Here is a 20758-nt window from a genome sequence, read left to right as displayed (position 1 = left end):
TTAATTTAATTCGGTGTACACCCTATGCCAATATCCCACACTCTAGGCCAATTCCACCTGACCTGACCGGAGAAGCTGTACCCTTTGCTTGTACAGTAATACGCGTAGCCAATCCCCCCGATTACTGCAATTAACACCACGACCCAAATGATCCATTTGTTTTCGACGACATCATGATGTTTTTCTTCGAGTTGATTTTTTAAAGCGTAAAACCACCCAAGTAACGTAATCTGGATATTATTAAGAACTGCCTCCATTTTATCCTCCTCCCGAGCTATTCTTCAAAATGTCAAATAATTCTAGTTACACGGTATCATATTTTTCTGAAAATTAACACAACTTCTCCCGTATTTGCTGAATAACAGTATTTTATGACTAATTTACAGATAAAAAAGGAGGAAGGATGCCCTGCTGCTGCTTGTTCACACCCCACCATCTGCCTATGGTTTTTTATGGAAACCAGCCTTTCCGACCGGGTCTTTTTTAAACGGTACCAGGTACCGAGAGACAAACAGCGGTCAGAGGCAGTAAAAAAGATTCCTGGTACCGCGGTATATATCTGTTAAGATAGAACAAAAAAGGAGCGTCCTTTATGGAATTGACTGAAAAATTAGGACAGGAAATTATCCGCCGCTTATCAAAATACATCGACGTTCCAATCAACCTGATGAATCCGCACGGAAAAATTGTCGCAAGTACCGATCCCTCGCGTCTGCATCAGCTTCACGGCGGAGCGAAGGCCGTGATCCAATCACAGCAGCCCAACATCATCACAAACGGAAACGCCGATGATTTTTCTAACGTAAAGCCGGGAGTCAACCTGCCGATCTTCCACCACGGCGAACTTGCGGGCGTCGTTGGATTGACTGGGAAACCGGATGATGTGATGCAGGCAGCAAGGATGACACAGGGGTCGGTGGAAATTACGCTTGATCAAATGCGTCTTCAGAAAGAAGCTTTTTTTCAAGAGCGGCAGTGGAACCATTGGCTGCAGCGGCTGCTGCACCCTACAGACGTTGATACCAAAGAATTAGCGCGCGAAGCCGTCTATACGCTGCAGGTCGAGATTCACAAGCCGTGGCAGGTCGTCGTCTATCAAACGAGCCAGCCCTATGAACTGGCGGAGAGACTCCGCTCGTCTCTTGAACCATTTGATCCTCTGTTTATCCTGCCGTACGAAAATCATTCCGTTGTAGCGGCTCTGCCTGATCAGCCGCTGACAATTGAGGGCGAAGAAGAGGTGGTGATCGGCATTGGTGAGCCGGGGTACTCGATCAGCGGCCTGCGTCAGTCCTACCACCAGGCCAGCGAAGCGATTGATCTGGCCGGCATACCTGGAGAAGTGGTGTCCAGCGCCTCTTTAAAAACCGAACGGCTGATCAACCATATTGATCCTGCGGTGTATGAGGAAATCTCCGGAACATACAGGCAGCTGCTCCGCGAGCTGGACGCTTCCTATATTGAGACGCTGCAGAGCTTTTTTGACAACAACCTGAAAATGAATGTTACCGCGAGTGACTTACACATTCATCGAAACACGCTCATTTACCGGCTCGATCAGCTCAGTAAAAAAACAGGACTTGACCCCCGCCGGTTTCAGGATGCGATCATTCTAAAGACCATATTGTTAAAAGAATCACTATAAACCGTTTATTTGTGCATTTGCACAAGTAAACGGTTTCATTTTTGTCTTTTTCATCAATTGTTTTCTGCATTTATTTTCTATTAAATGAAAGTAAGACGAATAGTTGGAGGGACGATGAATGAACGTTGTATTTGCACCAGATTCCTATAAAGGAAGTCTGTCTTCCATCGAGGTTTCTACGATTATGAGCAAGGCGTTTCAATCGGTAGAACCTGAAGTCACGCCGATCATTAAACCGATGGCCGACGGCGGCGAAGGAACGCTTGAGGCGCTGACGCAGGCGACCGCGCACGAAAAAGTAACCCTCTCCTGCACCGGTCCGCTTGGAGAGCGTTCGGAAAGCTGGTATATCAGCCTCGGTGACAGCCGCGCTGTCATTGAAGGGGCGAACATTGCCGGCCTTCCTCTTGTTCCTCATGAAAAACAAAATCCCGATGCGACCACGACCTACGGGTTAGGCGAAGCGATCCGTCACGCGTTAGACCGTGGTGAGCGTGACTTGATCATCGCGATCGGCGGCAGCTCAACGAACGACGGCGGCCTCGGCATGCTGCAGGCGCTCGGCATGAAGGCGTATACGGCGGACGGGAAGGAAGCGGGCATGTTCGGAAAAGATCTTCTTACTGTTAAAAAAGTCGATTTCTCCGGACTCGATGCCCGGCTTAATGAAGCCACGATCCGCATCGCCTGCGACGTCGATAACCCACTGACAGGACCAAGAGGCGCTAGCTACGTGTACGGCCCGCAAAAAGGAGCCTCCAAGCAGCAGACCGCTGACTACGATCAGGCGCTGGAAGCGTACGGTCAACTAGTTGAAAAAGAACTAGACAAAGAGTTAGCCGAAGTGCCGGGAGCCGGAGCGGCCGGCGGTTTAGGGTTTGCTTTTCTAGCGATGGGCGCGCACCTGCAGTCCGGCGCCAGGCTCGTCGCTGAAGCTGTGGATTTAGAAGAGGCGATTAAACAGGCTGATCTCGTGCTCACAGGTGAAGGCCAGAGCGATGAGCAGACCGTTTACGGAAAAGCGCCGGGTTACGTGGCGGAACTCGCCCGCCTGCACGAGAAGCCCGTCATTCTTTTATCCGGCAGTCTCGGCGAGGATTTAGATGAGCTGAATGAGCTGTTTACCGGCTGTTTCTCCATCCTCCAGCGCCCGTCAACTCTCGAAGAATGCATCCAGCAGGCCGAGCATAATCTTTATCAGACAGCGCGGCAGATTGCCCGGCTGATCATTAAATAAAGGAGGGAGTATTCATGAGTGGAATTGGACTTATTTTAGTTATTATCGCCGGCGTATTATTTGTTATTTTTGCCACTGCCAAGTTTAATCTGCATCCGTTTCTTTCCCTGCTGATCGCTGCCTTTGCGATTGGCATCTTAAGCGGCATGCCTTTAGAAGAGGTCGCCACAACCGTTAACGACGGATTTGGCGGATTAATGGGAAGCATCGGGCTCGTCATCTTGTTCGGGACGATCATTGGTGTCATTTTAGAAAAATCCGGCGCTGCACTGAGGATGGCAGAAGTGGTCCTAAGAATCGTCGGAGAAAAACGTCCACAGCTCGCCATGAGCGCGATCGGAAGCATCGTCAGTATTCCCGTCTTTTGTGATTCCGGCTACGTTATTTTATCGTCACTAAAGAAAGCGCTTGCGAACAAAACGAAAGTGACCGTCGCTTCCATGGCGATCGCATTGTCGACCGGCCTGTTCGCGACCCACACGCTCGTTCCGCCGACGCCGGGACCGATTGCCGCTGCAGGTAACATCGGAGCAGAGAATTACTTAGGCACCATCATCTTAATCGGTGTCGTCGTCGCGATCCCAACGATCATCGCCGGGTACATCTGGGCGATGAAAGCCGGAACGAAAATCCACGTAGAAAATGAGGACGACGCAGCTGGCTACACGTATGAAGAAGTGGTTCAATCCTTCGGCAAAATGCCGTCTGCGTTTAAATCATTCGCACCCATCCTCGTGCCCATTGCGTTGATCAGCTTTAACTCGATCATCACCTTTGCCGGCTGGTCCGGCGGCTTATTCAGCTTCTTCCTTTTTCTCGGCACGCCGGTGACGGCCTTGCTTGTCGGAGTACTGTGCGCCTTCGCGCTGCTTCCGAAGTTTGATAAAGAAACGATGAACGACTGGATCGGCATCAGCTTAAAAGAAGCCGCTCCGATTCTGCTCATTACCGGAGCCGGGGGCGCCTTTGGCTCCGTCATCAGCTCGACAAACATCGCTGATATCATTGAAGGCATTGCCCAAAACGATGCCGCTGCAGGAGCCCTGTTTATCTTTATTCCATTTATTATCGCAGCTGCACTAAAAAGTGCCCAAGGCTCATCCACCGCTGCGATCGTGATCACATCCACACTCGTGGCACCGTTACTGCCGCAGGTCGGCATCGAAGGCGCCCTGCCGCTCGCGCTCGTCGTCATGTCCGTCGGCGCAGGAGCCATGGTGGTCTCTCACGTCAACGACAGCTACTTCTGGGTGGTGAAAGAATTCAGCGGCCTGTCGATTACACAGGCCTATAAAGCGCAGACGATGGGGACGCTGCTGCAAGGGATTGTAGCGATCACCGTGACATCCGTGCTTTGGTACATTTTCGTATAAGAAAAGTCCAGCTCTCACGCCGAGAGCTGGACTTTTCCATTTATATATAAGTCTTCGTTCCAATGATCCGATCCATCTCCTCTTCAAACTCCTCAAGTGTCATCGGCCGTTCCATTTCATTCAGCGAATCTCCTAAATAATGATCGATTTCTTTCACCGCGCCATTTTCGTCTATAACGGTAATGACGCAGCTCGGAAGATCGGTCGCCGGAAATCCATTGACCTCATACTCAAAGTCCCACACCTGAAACTCCTCAAGCAAAGCCGCCAGCTTCTTCACATGATCCTCATCCAGCTGCCATGCCAGCTCACCCTGCCATTCCTTAACACTTCTACCTGGTACACAGGACAGTCGCCAAAGCATCCGGTACGTGCAAGGGTTAGTTTGTGGAACATGAAGATCCTCCTCAGGAAGTTTAATAGGATTTGATTATAGTATATTACGATTCGACTTTCACTGCAGGTTTGACGCAAAAAAATACCTTCCCACCTAAAGAGATGCTTCCAAAAGGTATGACGGAATGAAATTCTGGAGAAAATAATAGAGTACTAGTTTTGTGGGGAGGAATAAGCGATGGACATACTAGAATTATCGATTAAGCTCGTCATAGGCTTCCTTCTGCTCTTTTTCCTAATTCGTGTGTTAGGTAATAAACTGATCGATCAAATCACTCCCTTTCACTTCATTTCAGCTGTCGTGCTGAGTGAGTTATTAGGTAATGCCGTTTACGATGAAACTGTACCTGTTATTTATATTGTTTATACCATTATAATCTGGGGAAGTCTGCTGTTTATATTTGAATACTTCGCCCAAAAGTCACTACTATTTAGACACTTTTTTGAAGGGCAGCCGATCATGGTGATTCGAAACGGGCAAATTGACTTTGAGCAGTTAAAGAAAGCACGCATGAACCTTAACCAATTACAAAGCTTACTTCGCCAAAGCGAAGTTTTCTCGATTCGTGAAGTAGCTTTTGCCTTTATAGAATCAAGTGGATCCATCAGTATCTTAAAGAAATCACAATATCAAAAGACCACCTTAGAAGACTTTAACATGCCCCCTCACCCTGTCTATCTTCCTATCACTTTGATTAAAGACGGAGAGCTGATCGAAGAAAATTTAAATGAAATCAACAAAGACAGAGAGTGGCTGAATGACCACTTGAGAACGAATGGAATGAGAAGGGTGGAGGATGTGATGTTAGCCGAGTGGTTGGAAAACGATGGGTTGCTGGTCATTCCTCACTATGCCCATCAATAGAAAAAAGGAAGCCTCGCTGCCGCATTAATCAGCTGAGGCTTCCTTTTTAAATTTATATCAAGACTGAATCGCCTGACCGATGGCCTCCACCTTGACGAGGACCTATAATTCCACAAACTGCCCAAATTCCTTCTTAAACCTCATCTTCACATTTCCGACAGGGCCATTCCGCTGTTTGCTCAGAATCAGCTCCACCTCACCCTCATCCTTATGCCAGTCGTAATAATCATCGCGATACAAAAAGCCAATTACATCTGCATCCTGCTCGATATTCCCTGATTCACGAAGGTCAGACATGAGCGGGCGTCTGTCCTTACGCTGCTCAACACTACGGGATAGCTGAGACAACAGGATAATCGGCACGTTAAGCTCAACTGCCAGCATCTTCAGTTCCCGGGTGATAGCGCCGATTTCAAGGTCACGGCGCTCATAACGTCCTGCCGTACTCATGAGCTGGAGATAATCGATGATAATCATGTGGTTCCCGTTTTCATCCTTCTGCACCATCTCCCTCACTTTAGCGCGGATGTCGCCCACGGTGCGTTCGGATTGATGAACTTCAAGCGGCCAGCGGGCAATTTCACCGATTGCGTCCATTACGTGCCTGCAGTCCGTATCGGAAAATTTAAACGAACGCCACTTTTGCCCGTCCACCGTGGCTTCAGCAGAAATAAAACGCTGAAGAAGTGGTTTGGTTCCCATTTCGAGGCTGAACAACTGGACACTCCCTCCCTTCTTACAATGGTGGGCGGCCAGGTTTAAGGAAAAAGCGGTTTTGCCCATAGAAGGTCGACCTGCGAGAATGATCAGATCGCCGCGCTGAGTACCTCCAGTCATATGATCGAGCTCGGTATATCCGGTTGCAAACCCAGTCATTCCATCTTCAGGCGGGAAAGCAACATCACGTGCGATTTCCACAAGAGACTCATACTTCGTCGGCTCCTCGGTTTTCACTCCCATACTGCTGAATGTTTCCATATGCCGGACTAACGCATCAAACGCCTGATCACTGGGACTTTTCGCATAGTGGATGGCGGCTTCTTTCGTTTTGCGGTGGCGGTATGCATCGAGAACGAGGCGCTGGTGGTGTTTGAGGGTAGAGGTTGAGGGGATAGAGCCGGCGAGGTCACTTAAATAGCTGACCCCTCCGACGGATTTTACATGATCCTTTAGTTCGGTAGTGACGGTGACCAGGTTAATCGGCTCATCTGCCTCATGAATCTTCTTCATCGCGGTAAAAATGACTGCGTGCCCCTTCTCCGCAAAATGCTCAGGCAGGAGCGTAACTTCCTTCATAAGCGACCCTTCAAGTAAAATGGTTCCGATTACAGACTGTTCAGCTTCCAGATTTTTAATCATTTAGACACCTTCCTTATCAATTCTTCTAATTTCTCCTGAAGCAGCTGCTTCGTTTCGTCGCTGACCCCTTCTGCCTCCTGATCCCATTTTTTTATTTTTTCTAGATGGGGGTTCTCCCTCGGCGGATACACTGCTATATCAGCGAGGGTGGGTGGAAACGGGTACTTTCCCGCATACTCCGACAGCTTCTTCTTCACCAATTCAAACTCCATCTTCTCAAGCTGTGGAATTATAACCTCAGCCTTCGTCTTCGTTATTTTAAATTTGTCTGGATACAACTCACGGATCGTCTGCAGCACTACAACGGCTTGATCATAATTCATACATTGCGCTCCCTTCGCAGCTCTTCAAAAATATCGTTAAATTCTTCCTTCGACTGCCCATGCTCCGCCTTCTGTCTCACTTTCGACCGGCTTTCCAGCTTCTCCGAACGCGCCTCATGCAGCGATTTCACCCCAAGCGACTGCCAGCGGTTTAATATCCCTTCGCAATACTGAAAAAAACGCTTATTGTGCTTCAGTGCCCGCTGCATGGCTTCGATCACAAGTTCATCCGACATCTCCTCACACCAATGCGTAATCCGCTCCGCGATGAAAGGACTCAAAATGCCGATGTTTCGCTGGTAGAATTCATGAGGGTTGGAAGGGCTCGCGCCTTCTTCATCTGTCTCTTTTCTTTTCATTTCATTTCTTTTAAATAATGCGTCTGTCGATTCGTCCATGGAATGGTCCGTCTGTCCGTCCGCTTGAGGGGCCGCAACCTCGTTCACTTGAGGTTCAATGACTCTAGAAATCATCTCGTAAACGGGTGCTTTGTTCCGGCCAAGGGACGTATACCTAATGTATCCCTTCTCCTTCAATTCCTTACGAGCACGCTTAAAAGACGTCTCCGGCAAACTCGACTTCCCTAAAACGACCGAAGCCGGGAGCGTAAATTCTTTCTTCCAGCCTGTCTTGTTGTTAAGCTGCATCAAGGTCAACCAAAGAGTGATGGCAGATGGCGACAGTGAATCCATATCCACTTGATCATGAAACGCGTTTAACTCTTTTAAATAATTCATTTTCCGTTTTCCTCCTTAAATTTAGCGCATAAAAAACCCCTGCACTTCTATAATCGAAATGAGTGCAGGGGGTGGTGTCATAAAAAAGAAAAGTTTTTTAAATTTTTTTTAGCAGCGTTTATTCTTAGTAAAAAATGAAGAGATAACTTTAAGAACTTATGGATAATAACCAGATGGAAAAGTAACTTGTGTATAGTGATTTCATAATCTATCAAATTCACACTTAAAGAGGTTCATTTCTTTCTCTTAAAACCTATGTTACGATAAAAAAACCTTGAAATTAGGAGATTAAAAGGATGAAAGAACTAATATTTGAAAAAAGAACTTTCGATAATTATGACTTAAATACAGTAAAAACTGTCCACCTAAACAACTATCCTATAGTGTACATACTTTACAATAAAAGAAATAACCCCTCTGCTTATATTGGCCAAACCGTACAGGCTGCTCGCCGTTTTAAACATCACTTAAGTAATAAAAAGCGAAACAAACTTGAGCATACCATCCTGATTGGTCATGAAAAATTCAACCAATCTGCCACATATAACATTGAATCCAATCTCATTAACTACTTTATTGCAGATAATCATTACCAGCTTCAGAATGTCAGCCAGACAGCCAATAAAGAAATGCACGATTATTATGAAAAAAATTATTACAATGAAGAGCTCTTTCACGAGATTTGGGAACAACTCCGCAAAGATAACATTGTACAAGACACCATTGAAAACCTTAGGAATAAAGACATTTACAAACTATCACCATACAAAGAATTATCTCCTCAACAAATAGATGTAAAAAATAAAATTATTAATTTCTGTAAGGAAAACGCAGGAAAAGCGGAGAAACAGGTGTTTATTCTTCAAGGAGACGCAGGTACAGGGAAAAGCGTACTGTTGAGTTCTTTATTTAATACTTTACAGGATTATGCAAATGATAAGAACTCTAAATTAAATAACACAGATAACTATCTACTTGTTAACCACGGAGAAATGTTAAAAACATATCAACAAATGGCTGGCAGCTTACCAAACTTAAAGAAAAAGAACTTTATGAAACCCACCTCTTTCATTAACAATAAGACAAAAACAAATACAAAAGCAGATATTACTCTAGTAGATGAAGCACATTTGCTTCTGACGAAAGAAGATACGTATAATAACTTTCATTACCAGAACCAACTCGACGAAATTATTAAAAGAAGCCGGATCACGATCGTCATATTTGATCCTAAACAAGTATTAAAAATAAAAAGCTATTGGAATAATAACCTTCTTAATGAAATTACTCATCACTACAAGGCCGAAACGTTAGAACTAACGGATCAACTTAGAATGAATGCCAATAAAGAGACGTTGGAGTGGATTAACGGTTTTATGAATAAGGAGCTTCTTCCTGTTCCACAGAAAGAGGACTCCTTTGAATTCAAAATATTTAGTGACGCTGGTAGTTTTAAAAAGGCCATTCGAAAAAAGAATGAAGAGTACGGTCTCTCTCGTATTGTATCAACCTTCGACTATTTACATAAAAAAGACAACAAGACGTATTACGTGGACAAGGATGGCATTAATATGCCGTGGAATCGGACCCAGGATAAGGTTACATGGGCCGAGGAACCAAATACAATAAATGAAGTAGGTTCAATTTACACTGTGCAAGGATTTGATTTAAATTACGTCGGTGTCGTTCTAGGTCCATCCGTGAGCTACGATGAAGTAAAAGATAAACTAATCATTGATCCTACGAAATATAAAGACAAAGGTGCCTTCACTGCCCGCAAGGACTATTCGTTTGAGAAAAACGAATCCATAAAAGAAGATATTATCTTAAATTCGATCAATGTACTAATGAAGCGCGGCATTTACGGCTTATATATTTATGCTACGGATCCAAAACTGCGTAAGAAGCTAATCTCATTAGACAGGGGGACGTTTTAGTGAGCGATCTGCAAGAAATAATCAATCGAATTAATGACTTCAGGGATGCAAGAGATTGGAGACAATACCACAATCCCAAAGACCTTGCTATCTCGATTTCTATAGAAGCTGCTGAGCTGCTGGAAGACTTTCAATGGATAAACAGCGAAAACGCTCTTAAGAAAAATAAAGAAAATATCCAGGAAGAAATCGCAGATGTGTTGATCTATTCCCTCATGCTTTGTTCAGACCTCGATTTAGATGTAAAAGATATTGTTAATGAGAAGCTAAAGAAAAACGCACAAAAATATCCTGTAAAATAAAAAGGAAGTCTGATTTGCCATTTAGCGAATCAGACTTCCTTTATGTTTTTTAAATCGATTCTGCGTACTTCTCTCCTTCTAACTTAAGCGCGCGATCCGTCGTCTCATGCACTTCACGGATGAGCTCAGGATGTTCCGCTAAAGTCACCCCGTAGGAAGGAATCATTTCCTTAATCTTCGGCTCCCACTCACTGATGTGCTGCGGGAAGCAGCGTTCTAGTACTTCAAGCATAACGGAAACTGCCGTCGAAGCTCCTGGAGACGCACCGAGTAAGGCAGCGACCGTGCCATCAGACGCAGTCACCACTTCGGTTCCGAATTGAAGCGTTCCTTTTCCTGCTTTCGTATCTTTAATCACCTGCACGCGCTGTCCGGCTGTGACTAAATCCCAATCCTCGCTTTTCGCATTCGGGATAAATTCGCGCAGCTCTTCCATGCGCTGCTCTTTCGACTGGATCACTTGTTCAATCAAGTATTTGGTAAGCGATACGTTTTTCACACCGGCCGCCATCATCGTGAAAAGGTTATCCTTTTTCACCGAGGTTAGTAAATCGGAAAGCGATCCTGTTTTTAAGAACTTAGGCGAGAATCCGGCAAATGGACCAAACAACAGAGACGTTTTATTGTCGATCAACCGTGTGTCGAGGTGCGGCACCGACATCGGAGGAGCTCCAACTTTCGCTTTGCCATACACTTTGGCGTAATGCTGCTCGATCACTTCAGGATTGTTGCACACCATAAACTGGCCGCTCACCGGGAAGCCGCCGATATTCTTCGATTCAGGAATACCCGTCTTCTGAAGCAGGTGCAGGCTTCCGCCCCCGCCGCCGATGAAGACGAAGTTCGCCGTGTGGTATTCAATTTTTTCATTCTCAAGATCATACACTTTGACTTCCCACTTGCCATCGTCTGTGCGCGTGATATCTTCCACGCTATGCTTGTAATTGACCTGTAAATCCCTGCTGTCTAAGTGATCAAACAACTTGCGCGTTAAGTCTCCGAAGTTTACGTCTGTGCCGGCATCAATTTTGGTAGCGGCGATCGGTTCATTCACTGTACGGTTCTCCATCATAAGTGGAATCCACTCTTTAAGCTGATCAGGATCATCCGAGAATTCCATATCCTCAAACAACGGATGATTCCCCATCTTTTCGTAGCGCTTTCTTAGAAAATTAACGTTCTTCTCTCCTTGAACAAAACTCATATGAGGCAAAGACAGGATAAACTCCTGTGGGTTACGGATCATATGACTGTTGACGAGGTAAGACCAGAACTGTTTAGACACTTGAAATTGTTCATTGACTTTAATCGCTTTCGTAATATCTATGGAACCGTCTGGATGTTCTTGTGTATAGTTCAGCTCACATAATGCAGCGTGTCCCGTGCCTGCATTATTCCATACGTTAGAGCTTTCTTCTCCCGCACTTCCAAGCCGTTCAAACACTTTCACATTCCAGTCTGGCACTAATTCTTTTAGCAATGATCCCAATGTAGCACTCATAATTCCTGCACCAATTAAAATCACATCTGTATTTGCTTCTCTGTTGCTCATTATTAACCATCCTTACATCCAAAAATTTGGTGAAAAGATGCAGACGTTCACTGGATACACCTTTTCTGTGATAGCGGTTTATAGATTTAAAAATCACTCTTGTCTGATAATTAAATTATAAACTATTTCCAGCTAGGTTAAAAGTGAGAGACTGAACATTAATAGATTGAAGCCTGCGATCCCTAGAAAGAACTCCCTTAATTCTTATTCAAAAGTAAAGGGCGGGGTGCCTGTTCTATCGGAGGTCACACTGCCAATGATCTATATAGATAATTTCAGTACATTTTTACTGGAAAAGACTAGTGAAGAATGAATAGTAACTATTATACGACTTGTCTCGACAATTTCCCGGGAAATATTTAATCACGTTATATACAGGAAAACTGCCTATGACTATCCCAGAGTCATACGAATATGGTCATGGTCTCTCTTACTTTTTAGAAATGAACCCTCTCAGGTAATTCATTAGAGGGTTCATTTCTATCTATAGAATTTTGTTCATGGGTGTGCAGGAACCCCTTACAAAAATCTATTCATTCTTAGAGTGAAACATTTTAGCTTTAGAGAAGAACAATGTTAATCCCACAGTAACCACAAACGTGATGCCCATCCCAGTGAAATAATAAATCCAGTGTTCAGGATAGACAGACAGGAAGGAGAGAACTCCCCCTACTCCCACTGAAGTTGCTTTTACTCCTTGAAAGGCGATGAAGGCACTTCCGAGTGCACTCCCGATCATGACAGCAATGAAAGGATAGCGGAAACGGAGATTAATCCCGTAAATCGCAGGCTCTGTAACCCCGAGCCAAGCTGATATTGTTGCTGTTAACGATACCCCACGCAGTTTTACATTGTGTTTAAGAAGGAAAAACATCGTTAACGTAGCTGCACCTTGCGCAAGTGTAGCCGTTTCACTAACTGGCCACAGCGTAACATATCCAAGTGTTCCGGCCATCTGCAGGTTTACTCCAAGGAAGATGTGGTGCATACCTGTTATAACAAGAGGCGCAGAAATGAATCCGTAAACTCCTCCGGCGAAAGCTGGAGATACTTCAAATAGATAGAGAATGCCATCTGTAATCCAATTAGAGCCTGTCATCGTAATTGGACCAATAACGATAAAGGTCAGCAGGCCTGCAAAAATAAGGGCAAGCGGTGCGACAAAGATCATTTGCAGGTTTCCTGGAATAAAGCTCTTCAAATGTCTTTCCGCCCAGACTAACAGCCATGTAGCAAAGATAACGGGGAGCACTTGTCCCTGATAACCAATTTTCGCAACTTCCCAGCCAAACATGTTCCAATACTCTACGTCTCCTGGGTTCTCAGCATAAGCGTAAGCTGACATTAAGTCAGGGTGGACTAAGAGCAGGCCAAGCACGATACCGAGCAGCGGGCTCCCGTTAAACTTCCTGGCTGCCGACCAGGTAATTAATACAGGCAGGAAGGTGAAGGCGGTGTTGGCCACAACAGCTATAAATTCAGCAAAACCTGTCCATCCGGTATAAACGTCCAACAAAGACTGATCTTCAAAAAAGATTCCCGGGTTTGCCAATAAGTTGTTTAACCCGAGCAGCAAACCAGCCGCTACAATTGCCGGGAGGATGGGAATAAAGATATCCGCCAGAACGCGGACCCCTTTTTGGAGGAGGTTCCCCTTTTCCACATTCTTCTTTTTCATCTCATCTTTACTGACTTCATCTGCACCCGTCTGCTTCATAAATTCGTTATACACTTTTTCTACTGTGCCGGGACCGATAATAATTTGAAACTGCCCGCTCGCAGAGAAAACTCCTTTAACTAAATCATTTTCTTCTAATTTCTTAACATCTACAGCGCTTTCATCTTCGAGCATCAAACGCAGCCTCGTCACACAGTGTGTTGCACTGTTTACGTTACTGGCGCCACCTACATTTTCTATAATTTTGGTAACGTTTTCTTTAAAGCTCATAAAAAAATCCCTCACTTTCTTCATCGGTTTTAAAAAGACACGAACTACTTGTTTAAACAAGTTCATTATAGTACAGTATAAATTGTTGTCAAGATATTTCGAGTAAGGAGTGTTGTCATTTGGATATAATTACGACCCCCATGAGCCACTTCGGTTCTTATATGGCGCTGACCTATCAGGTAAGCGAGAAAGCCGAAAAAGATGGTTTGTATGTAAACGCTGTTAGAGGTAAATCGAAGCAGCACCAGAATGCTTTGAAGATTATTCCTACAAAAAATGGAGAACCCGTTGAGTACAAGTATCAAGCAGAAGAGTTCCAGATCTCCATTTCTTTTGAGGGCGGAGAAATGAAGATCTGCTTCGAAGATGATAAAAGGATTTTTGTAAAAGGAAGCGGGAAAGGTGTCGGGCTTTCTTTAGACACGCAGCCTGTTTACAATTTTGAATATAATTATCTGCTTGGAAAACCCAGCGAAGAATACTGTATGGTCAACAGTTACAAAAACCTGACAAAGTATATGATTTTTGCTCCAAAAGGATCGGTTTCTCTAAAGCAGAATGTCTTTATGGACACCACCGGCAGCACAAATAAAGCCGATAACTTATCCAGCATCCAGATTGAATCTGAGGGTGATGATTTCTTATGTGTCATCGAAGATATTCCCACCAACGGTGCTGTGCCGATCGATCGGGAATACAGCTTTGAAAAAGCACTGGAGAAGAGCACGAGCCATTTTGAAGAATTTTTATCAAAACAGCCGTCTGTTCCACAAGAGTATCAGCAGACATTAAGAGAAGCGGCTTACCTCAATTGGACGTGTACGGTGAATGCAGAGGGGCTTTTAAAAAGAAAAGCCGTTTATATGTCCAACAGCAACTTCCCGGGCGTATGGAGCTGGGACAACGCGTTTAATGGGTTAGCACTAGCAGGTGTTGATAATCAGCTCGCTTGGGACCAGTTCCAGCTGCTCTTTGATCATCAGGACGAACTAGGCCAAATCCCCGGATCCGTCAGTGATTCAACGATTCGCTGGAATTTTTCCAAGCCTCCCATTCAAGGTCTATTTATATTAAAAATGATGGAACGCATGGAGCTGACGACGGAGCAGCTAGAACAGATGTATAACCAAATTCAGGCACATGTCAGCTACTATTTCTCTTATAAAGATTCCAACGGAGACGGCATTTGCGAATATCATCACGGCAACGATTCGGGACAGGATAACAGTACCGTTTTCCGAAATGCCGACGTGATCGACTCCCCGGATTTAACCGCATTTTTGATTAAATCCATGGATATGCTTGCCATCGTGGCTGACAAGCTGCATCGACAAAAGGATAAAGCGTACTGGGAAGAAGAATCGAAGAAAGTCACAGAAAAGTTCTGCGACTATTTCCTCGTGGACGACTTTCCTGTAGCCCGCTTCATGAGAACAGGTGAAATCATCGAGAGCCAGAGCATCCTGCCGCTCGTCTCTATCATCCTGGCTGACAAACTGCCAAAACAAGCAAGAGACAATATAATTAACGAACTCAGCAGCGATAAGCATTTAACGGATTGGGGAATCGCTTCAGAGGCCCTCAACAGTCCCTTTTATGAAGAAGATGCTTACTGGAGAGGACCCATTTGGGCTCCGACCACCCTCCTTTTCATTGACGCCTTTGAGGAATGCGGCGAACATGAATTAGCTGCAGAAGTGGCGGAGAAATTTTTGAAAATGTGTAAGCAAAGCGGATTTGCGGAAGTATTCCATGCAGAAACCGGCGAAGGGTTAAGAGACTTAGCCCATACATGGGCATCCAGTGTATTCATCCATTTAGCGGCTAGACAGAAACAATAAATAAAAAGTGTACGAGTTTCCCCCTTGGGGATTCACGTACACTTTTTTACTATCTTTGCTGCGTTTGATCAAAAAACACAAAATTTCCTGGTGTATGGCGTGATTGTGTGCGTTCAAACATAACGCCGTTCTCGTTATAAATATAGCTCGTCACGACAACCACACAATTATACCCATCCAAATTAAGATACTTCTCATCGAGAGGCGTTGTTTTCTCAACAATCATCTGCCTCTTCGCCGTTACCACCCGATGGTTTAATTCTCTCTCCAGGTATTCATAAATCGAATCTTCAGCGATCTCCACCGTTAACCCTTTGACCACATCAGCCCGAAAATAGTTGTGATCCATAATCACCGGGGTTCCATCAAGATAACGAACTCGTTGTAAATGGTAGAGCGTTGTACCTATCGGCATTGAAGTAATTTCCTGGATTTGTTCGTCCGCTATGACTTCTTCAAAAAGCACAACCTCTGTGCGATGCTGCTTATCGTTTCGCTGAGCAAACTGTTTAAAGGTTTCCGTTTCTCCGAACATATATTCATTCTGCTTAAATTCCTGATAAATGACCCGTACCCCTTTGCCGTGTTTCGTTTGAAGATAACCCTTAGAAACAAGCTCTGCGATCGCCCGCCTTACCGTGTTCCGTGAACAATTATATTCTTTCACCAGCATATTTTCTGAGGGGATCAGCTGCTGATACTCAAATACATGACGTTCAATTTTGTCTTTTAAATCTTCGTAAATGTCCATAAACTTTGTTCTAGGCATGACAGCCTCCTATATGTAAACCTGACGTACGTATACGATAATCATATAATTAGATCTTGTCCAACTGCAACCTGGGTTTGGCGGTCAAAAAAAGCACCTAAACTGACCCCCACTGCGTTATTGCTTTAACGAGAGGGGGCAGACACTCTTACTTAAACTCTTTATTAGCAATTAATTGATATTAGGTATATATTTTACTTCTACATTTTCATTTGGATAAGCTACTTTAAAGTATCTAATGGAATTCTCCATTACTCATCTTCCAGATTCACAAAGGAAAGTTCTTACATTTATATCTTTTATTCTGAAATATAATAACTATTCGTATTAATATTTAAAATGTCAATAAACATTTCAGAACTAATTCTACAATTAACCCCTATTTTAAATGTATTCCCAGAAGAGTAATTTATATCTAGATGGTTTAATGGATGTAATCTTCCATTCTCATGTTTTTCATCATAATCATATCGTAAGTAACCTGATTCAAACTTTAATAAATTCTTAAGTATCACCCACAAATGATCCTTGTTTGGCTCCATTTCAAATATTTCCATTATATGAAGTAATTCTGAATCTAACTCAAGAATCCCTTGATTTTCTGTTTCTACAAAAATCTCTTCATACGCTAATTTAATTGCGGCAAGATTCTTCCCATTTATCTCAAGTTCTGTAACAGAATCATAGATTACAGGGTTGATTTGTTGTTCTCTAGTATCAATATTGAAAGGAAATTTAAAAGAAAAATATTTATCTTCCAAAACAAAAAATAGACGCTGCATTTTATCGAATCTTAGGATAACATGTTCTTTTGTCGGCCTACCTGAAGGTTCACCATACGTAAGTAATGGAATAGCTTCAAGCAATAGTATTATAATATTATTTTTAGTTCTAATTGGATTTGAGGCTAACTCAACTAGTCTCCTGGTCATTTCCACTTTAAACTCTTTCATAATAAACATCCTAAATAAAACCAATATTTTGATTAATTAGTGTGTAAATCTTATCTGTATCAACACTATCTTTTAACATAACATTGACTAACGTGTGCATTTTTTGTTTAGTTTTAGAATCATCTATATCAAAGGACAACAATATATCTTCTACTATTTCATATTGGGACTTATCCCCACTTGCTTCTAACATAAGCTTAGATTTATCCATTATTTCAGAGGGTTTTGGCTCCTTTACCTCAAGTTTCCCAGTATCCATAATTGTTTCTACTGCACCCTCTAGTTTTGAATTTAAATCTCCATTGTTTTCAGAAAGAATTAAATAACTAGTAATGAATGATCGAGTAAGCATCATGTATAGAGAATTTCTAATTGAAGTATGAGTATTTAGAGAGGTTGTTGTTATACAAACTATAAAAGGAAACTCTAAGCCTTTTATATTGTTTCTATTACTAATAAATAAAGAATCTTTACCTTTTGCTTTTACCTCATAGCCCTTAACAGATGACCAACCAAACTCCTGATCTATTCTTATACTTAGTTCCTCTGCAAGGGCATAGTTTTTGTCGTGATTTTCTAGGAAAACAACACCAATATCTCCAGCTTCAACAGTAGGATTTTTATCCTTAATATCCCTTAGAGACCAAAGTACTTCATCTAAATACTTATCACTTTCAGCAGTTGAAAGTTGCAAACTAATAATATCTTCATCTAAATTCTCGAACCTTTTTAGAGGTTCTCTTGAAAAAGTATAGTATTCTCCTTCTTTTTCAATATTGTAGCCACATGCTTCCCATTCTTCATCACTTAACCACCTAACAACTGGTCTCTCTAGCAGTCCAAAACCAACTGTATGTGCAAACATTAAAGTTTTAGGATCAGTTCTATAAACTTTATTCAAGAGAAAATCAGGTTTATTTTCAGCTATGGAATTATAATCATAAATATTCTGAAAGATATCACCTGCTATGTAGACTTGCTTTTTAGTTACTTTTTCACAAAGTTGAAAAAAAGCTTCGTTAAAATCCTGACTTTCATCAATCAGCATATAGTCAAAAAAAGGTTCAAAACTCCGCTCTTCTTCAAGTTGATTAAGTTTATCTAGTGCATTTTTACAAACGGATTCGAAAGTCAATCCCCATCTATACCTTTGAAAAGGTATCCCATAATGGTTGCATATAAAGCTGTAAACTCCAGAATTTCTATTGGCCTGTGAACCCCAACTTCTTTCAACCCATAATCGTTCATTCCATTTAATTTGTTCTCCAACTTTCATAAAATCGAAAAAATCAGGTATTCGTTCCTTCAAATTTTTTGCCAATATCTTATTAAAACATGTGAAAAAGATCTTTGTATCCTCTTCGTTAACATAAATGTTTTTTAATTTATGTAAGAGCAATTCAGTTTTACCTGTTCCAGCCAAACCTTGAATTGTTACTCTATCCTTATTCTTATGTTGAAATATAAACCTAGTTTGTTCACCATCAAATAAGACGATATTTCTTTTGATTTGCTCTAATGTGCTTGTAGGTACATCACCATCTACCCTCTCGATATCGTTGATACTCCCAGTTAATAAGGAGATTAACAGTTCCCCTTTGCGCGCCTCAATACCTGATAAACCGTTCTCTTCAATAAATGAACGAATGTCATCGCTGGTTTCCAGACTAACTGATTTAATTAAATCCCTTTCCCATTTTCTTGGTCTTCCTAAGAAGCTTTTATATTCATACTTATCAGAAATATAACCTAGATCTTCAATGAAATCATTAAAAAAATCATCGAATTCTTCCGAATCTTCCCCAAAATTAATGATTAAAATTTTCACTTGGGGTACAAGAACTACAATTGCTTTTTTATACGAATATTGATATTTTTTTTCACTAACTGGTTTATCAATAACATAGACTTGTTTCTTCTCCTTTTCGGCATAACTTTCTAATTCTTCTAATACTTCATTAATCCTTGTATCCGTCAACGTTTCTTCATCTAAATTTTGAAAATAAAAACTGTTAGCCATTAATTCTCATCCTCTTCAGAAAATATATTATTTGTACGAATTGTATCATATAAAGACTCATAGATTACGTTGTAGTCAAGAGCAAAATTTCTCTATAAAGTAGTTGTACTGATTATAGAGAATATAATATAGTGGCTAAACTTTTCTTAATTCCTTCGCTATTACAATCAACATCCAGGATTCTGATTTAAGTAGAGTATATTTTGAAAAAACCTCTCAAAAGTTCAGAGAACTATTGAAAGGTTTTTTAGGATTATATTTTCATTTCTATTTGTTTAACGACCGGTGCTGACAATACTTCTCTTAGTTCCATTTCCCATTTAGGACTTACGCTTTCGTATTCAATACCTGCAAAAGTATTAAGAATTGCTCTAAATATAACCTCTGCACCTTTTGGAGGGACTGCCATACCAATTTGCTTTCTTACCGATTCTTTACTTCCAAGAAACTCAAAATCATCAGGAAAAGTTTGTAACCTAGCACGTTCCCTATTAGTTAAAGCTCGCGGCTCGCTATAGTGATACATATGTGTACCGCCGCCGCCACTACCTGTTACGGTGTAGGCAGGTTTATCAGGGTTTAGCCTTTTATATATCTGACTCATTCTCGTTTTTTTTACCTTTAATCGCATATGCTCTGGAATACCCTCGTACCATGCGTTTTCACCTGGAGGGATATAATTCAACATATCTATCACATGTTGTTTATGCTTAGTAAACTCATGGTTATGAGCATCATTCGGAATAGGGGGTGAGTCAATCGCATCAGATGCAGTTTTAAATTCTCCACTCGGTGCAGGAACTTTAAAATTAACTTTAATATCCTCTCTTATTCCTACTATTATTATTCTATGTCGAGCTTGAGGAACACCGTATTCTTCAAATTTATATAAATGAGGTGTGATTTTGTAACCTTTACCTGCATTTTTAAGGTCCTCTAGAATTTTTATAAATGCACTACCTTCATTAGAACTGCTCAAACCACCTACATTTTCAGCAACAAACCATTTTGGTTGTTGTTCATTTAAGACTTCAACACCATAAGAATACAAAGGCCCAAAATCGCCTTCAAAACCTTTCTTTTCTCCTACTAAACTAAAGTCATTACAGGGGAATCCAAAGGCAAAACCATCAATATCGCTTAAAGATTTTAAATTAAGCTTTCTTACATCCTCATGGATGACAGAATCTGGTTCAGACGGGCAGATATTATGTCGATAAGTCCTACAAGTTGCTTCATCGAAATCATTTGCCCACGCATGCGTAATTCTATATTCTTCATTTTTATTTGTAACGATAGAATTTTTTGCACCTAAAGCAATTCCTCCGGGACCGCAAAACAACTCTCCTAATTTAAATTCCATATTAAGACACTCCAATAATTTTCTTATTTACTTATTATACAAGAAGATAAGCTGAAATGCAGCAATTTGAAACAGTTACTTTTTTTATGGTTTCTAGAAGGAATTTTGTCCTCAATTGTAGAAACAAGGATATTAATG

General features: G+C 42.1%; 18 protein-coding genes. 7 read left to right on the top strand and 11 right to left on the bottom strand.

Annotated elements, in window-relative coordinates:
• Positions 1-5: 5 nt before the first annotated feature.
• Positions 6-257, bottom strand: coding sequence for a hypothetical protein (locus IEV27_RS08165; protein WP_188376982.1), 252 nt, complete (start codon positions 255-257; stop codon positions 6-8).
• A gap of 335 nt (positions 258-592) precedes the next feature.
• On the opposite strand from IEV27_RS08165, the gene IEV27_RS08160 reads away from it, so the two are divergent.
• The 3 genes from IEV27_RS08160 (at position 593) to IEV27_RS08150 (ending at position 4255) form a co-directional block, all read left to right on the top strand.
• Complete coding sequence (locus tag IEV27_RS08160) at positions 593-1645, top strand: CdaR family transcriptional regulator (RefSeq protein ID WP_188376981.1); 1053 nt, start codon at positions 593-595, stop codon at positions 1643-1645.
• A gap of 118 nt (positions 1646-1763) precedes the next feature.
• Positions 1764-2882, top strand: coding sequence for a glycerate kinase family protein (locus IEV27_RS08155; protein WP_188376980.1), 1119 nt, complete (start codon positions 1764-1766; stop codon positions 2880-2882).
• Between the two features lie 14 nt (positions 2883-2896).
• On the top strand, positions 2897-4255 hold the full coding sequence (locus IEV27_RS08150; protein ID WP_188376979.1) for a GntP family permease: 1359 nt from the start codon (positions 2897-2899) through the stop codon (positions 4253-4255).
• A gap of 40 nt (positions 4256-4295) precedes the next feature.
• Here the strand turns inward: IEV27_RS08150 and IEV27_RS08145 are convergent, their stop codons facing one another.
• Positions 4296-4619, bottom strand: coding sequence for a DUF6438 domain-containing protein (locus tag IEV27_RS08145; protein WP_444979487.1), 324 nt, complete (start codon positions 4617-4619; stop codon positions 4296-4298).
• Positions 4620-4829: 210 nt separating this feature from the next.
• On the opposite strand from IEV27_RS08145, the gene IEV27_RS08140 reads away from it, so the two are divergent.
• On the top strand, positions 4830-5516 hold the full coding sequence (locus IEV27_RS08140) for a DUF421 domain-containing protein (RefSeq protein WP_188376977.1): 687 nt from the start codon (positions 4830-4832) through the stop codon (positions 5514-5516).
• A 102-nt stretch (positions 5517-5618) separates the two neighbouring features.
• Here IEV27_RS08140 and dnaB read toward each other — a convergent pair whose 3' ends face one another.
• The 3 genes from dnaB to IEV27_RS08125 are packed head-to-tail and all read right to left on the bottom strand — an operon-like array spanning position 5619 to position 7935.
• Positions 5619-6875: a replicative DNA helicase gene (dnaB, locus tag IEV27_RS08135; protein WP_188376976.1), complete on the bottom strand. Its 1257-nt coding sequence runs from the start codon at positions 6873-6875 to the stop codon at positions 5619-5621.
• Complete coding sequence (locus IEV27_RS08130) at positions 6872-7198, bottom strand: replicative helicase loader/inhibitor (RefSeq protein ID WP_188376975.1); 327 nt, start codon at positions 7196-7198, stop codon at positions 6872-6874. Before IEV27_RS08130 ends, dnaB begins: the two co-directional genes overlap by 4 nt.
• Complete coding sequence (locus IEV27_RS08125) at positions 7195-7935, bottom strand: DnaD domain protein (protein WP_188376974.1); 741 nt, start codon at positions 7933-7935, stop codon at positions 7195-7197. The genes IEV27_RS08130 and IEV27_RS08125 overlap by 4 nt, the downstream gene beginning before the upstream one ends.
• 296 nt (positions 7936-8231) lie before the next feature.
• On the opposite strand from IEV27_RS08125, the gene IEV27_RS08120 reads away from it, so the two are divergent.
• Together IEV27_RS08120 and IEV27_RS08115 are read left to right on the top strand one after the other, a co-directional pair.
• Positions 8232-9872: a DUF2075 domain-containing protein gene (locus tag IEV27_RS08120; RefSeq protein WP_188376973.1), complete on the top strand. Its 1641-nt coding sequence runs from the start codon at positions 8232-8234 to the stop codon at positions 9870-9872.
• Positions 9872-10174, top strand: coding sequence for a nucleotide pyrophosphohydrolase (locus IEV27_RS08115; RefSeq protein WP_188376972.1), 303 nt, complete (start codon positions 9872-9874; stop codon positions 10172-10174). Before IEV27_RS08120 ends, IEV27_RS08115 begins: the two co-directional genes overlap by 1 nt.
• A 49-nt stretch (positions 10175-10223) precedes the next feature.
• Here the strand turns inward: IEV27_RS08115 and IEV27_RS08110 are convergent, their stop codons facing one another.
• Positions 10224-11726 (bottom strand): malate:quinone oxidoreductase, encoded by a 1503-nt coding sequence (locus IEV27_RS08110; RefSeq protein ID WP_188376971.1) that lies wholly within the window; start codon positions 11724-11726, stop codon positions 10224-10226.
• A 529-nt stretch (positions 11727-12255) separates the two neighbouring features.
• Entirely contained in the window at positions 12256-13674 is a 1419-nt protein-coding gene (locus IEV27_RS08105; protein WP_188376970.1) for a PTS transporter subunit EIIC, read from the bottom strand.
• 119 nt (positions 13675-13793) lie between these two features.
• Between IEV27_RS08105 and IEV27_RS08100 the strand changes: the two genes are divergently transcribed.
• Positions 13794-15515 carry an amylo-alpha-1,6-glucosidase gene (locus IEV27_RS08100; protein WP_188376969.1) on the top strand — a complete coding sequence of 574 codons (1722 nt, stop codon included), beginning with the start codon at positions 13794-13796 and terminating at the stop codon, positions 15513-15515.
• Positions 15516-15564: 49 nt separating this feature from the next.
• Here IEV27_RS08100 and IEV27_RS08095 read toward each other — a convergent pair whose 3' ends face one another.
• The 4 genes from IEV27_RS08095 to IEV27_RS08080 form a co-directional block, all read right to left on the bottom strand.
• A complete protein-coding gene (locus tag IEV27_RS08095) occupies positions 15565-16284 on the bottom strand; it encodes a UTRA domain-containing protein (protein ID WP_188376968.1) in 720 nt (239 codons plus the stop codon).
• A gap of 299 nt (positions 16285-16583) precedes the next feature.
• Positions 16584-17237: an STM2766 family helicase-associated protein gene (locus IEV27_RS08090; protein ID WP_188376967.1), complete on the bottom strand. Its 654-nt coding sequence runs from the start codon at positions 17235-17237 to the stop codon at positions 16584-16586.
• A gap of 10 nt (positions 17238-17247) precedes the next feature.
• Positions 17248-19257, bottom strand: a complete 2010-nt coding sequence (locus IEV27_RS08085; RefSeq protein WP_188376966.1) for an STM2767 family DEAD/DEAH box helicase — start codon at positions 19255-19257, stop codon at positions 17248-17250.
• 253 nt (positions 19258-19510) lie between these two features.
• Complete coding sequence (locus IEV27_RS08080; protein ID WP_188376965.1) at positions 19511-20620, bottom strand: DNA cytosine methyltransferase; 1110 nt, start codon at positions 20618-20620, stop codon at positions 19511-19513.
• Positions 20621-20758: the final 138 nt, after the last annotated feature.

The organism is Halobacillus andaensis (assembly GCF_014636475.1).
GTDB classification, from domain to species: Bacteria; Bacillota; Bacilli; order Bacillales; family Halobacillaceae; genus Halobacillus_A; species Halobacillus_A andaensis.
This window is presented reverse-complemented; position numbering and strand designations above follow the sequence as displayed.